This is a genomic window from Streptomyces sp. T39, assembly GCF_008042045.1.
Lineage (GTDB): Bacteria > Actinomycetota > Actinomycetes > Streptomycetales > Streptomycetaceae > Streptomyces.
In genome coordinates this window covers 1-649 of sequence record NZ_RDBP01000158.1, presented here as the reverse complement: position 1 = coordinate 649, position 649 = coordinate 1, and the positions used below count along the sequence as shown (strand labels likewise).

Below are 649 nucleotides of genomic sequence, written 5' to 3'. Positions count from 1 at the left end.
GCTCTCAGGACGTGCCGGAGCCGTCCTGCTCGGATCCGGCGCCGAAGCCGGTCTCGTCCCCGTCCTCCGGGACCTCCTCGGCCGACGGCGAGGACGAGGGCGGGGACGACGGCTCCGTGGACGGCCCGGTCCCGGTGCCGGAGTCGCTGTCGGAGTCGGCCGAGGCCCCGTCCGACGGGTCCGCCCCCGTCTCCCCGCCGAGCTTCTCCAGGTCGACCACCTCGTCGGACGGGGGCGCCTGGACCCGTACCGGCTTGTCGAAGTCCGAGAACGCGACCGTGCCCGCGTCGTCCCCGCCGCCGTGCTGGTGAAGAAGGAGGGCCGCGAGACGACGACCGCGTACGTGACGAAGGAGGGCAGGCCCTACCTCCTGAAGGTCGTCAGGGCCGGCGGGGACACCGTCGACCTCGGCGTCCTTGCCGAGCGTCATGCCGGTGGGCTTCTCCCCGTCGTCGAGTTCGGAGAGCATGGCGTCGAGGTCGCACACGCCCCGCATGTCGTCGATGGCGCTCCCGGGCATCTTGATCCAGCGGTCCGTCATCAGCTCGACGACGCCGTCCCCGCCGCCGTCGGGGGACGCCGAGGCACGCTCGTCCATGGTGGCCCGCCAGAAGGCGCCGTCGCCCTTCAGATAGATCACGTCACTCAG

At 72.3% G+C, this 649-nt stretch carries 1 pseudogene; it reads right to left on the bottom strand.

Annotation, left to right across the window (positions count from 1 at the left end):
- Positions 1–4: 4 nt before the first annotated feature.
- Positions 5–649: pseudogene (locus EAO77_RS39175) on the bottom strand (hypothetical protein); the annotation flags it as partial.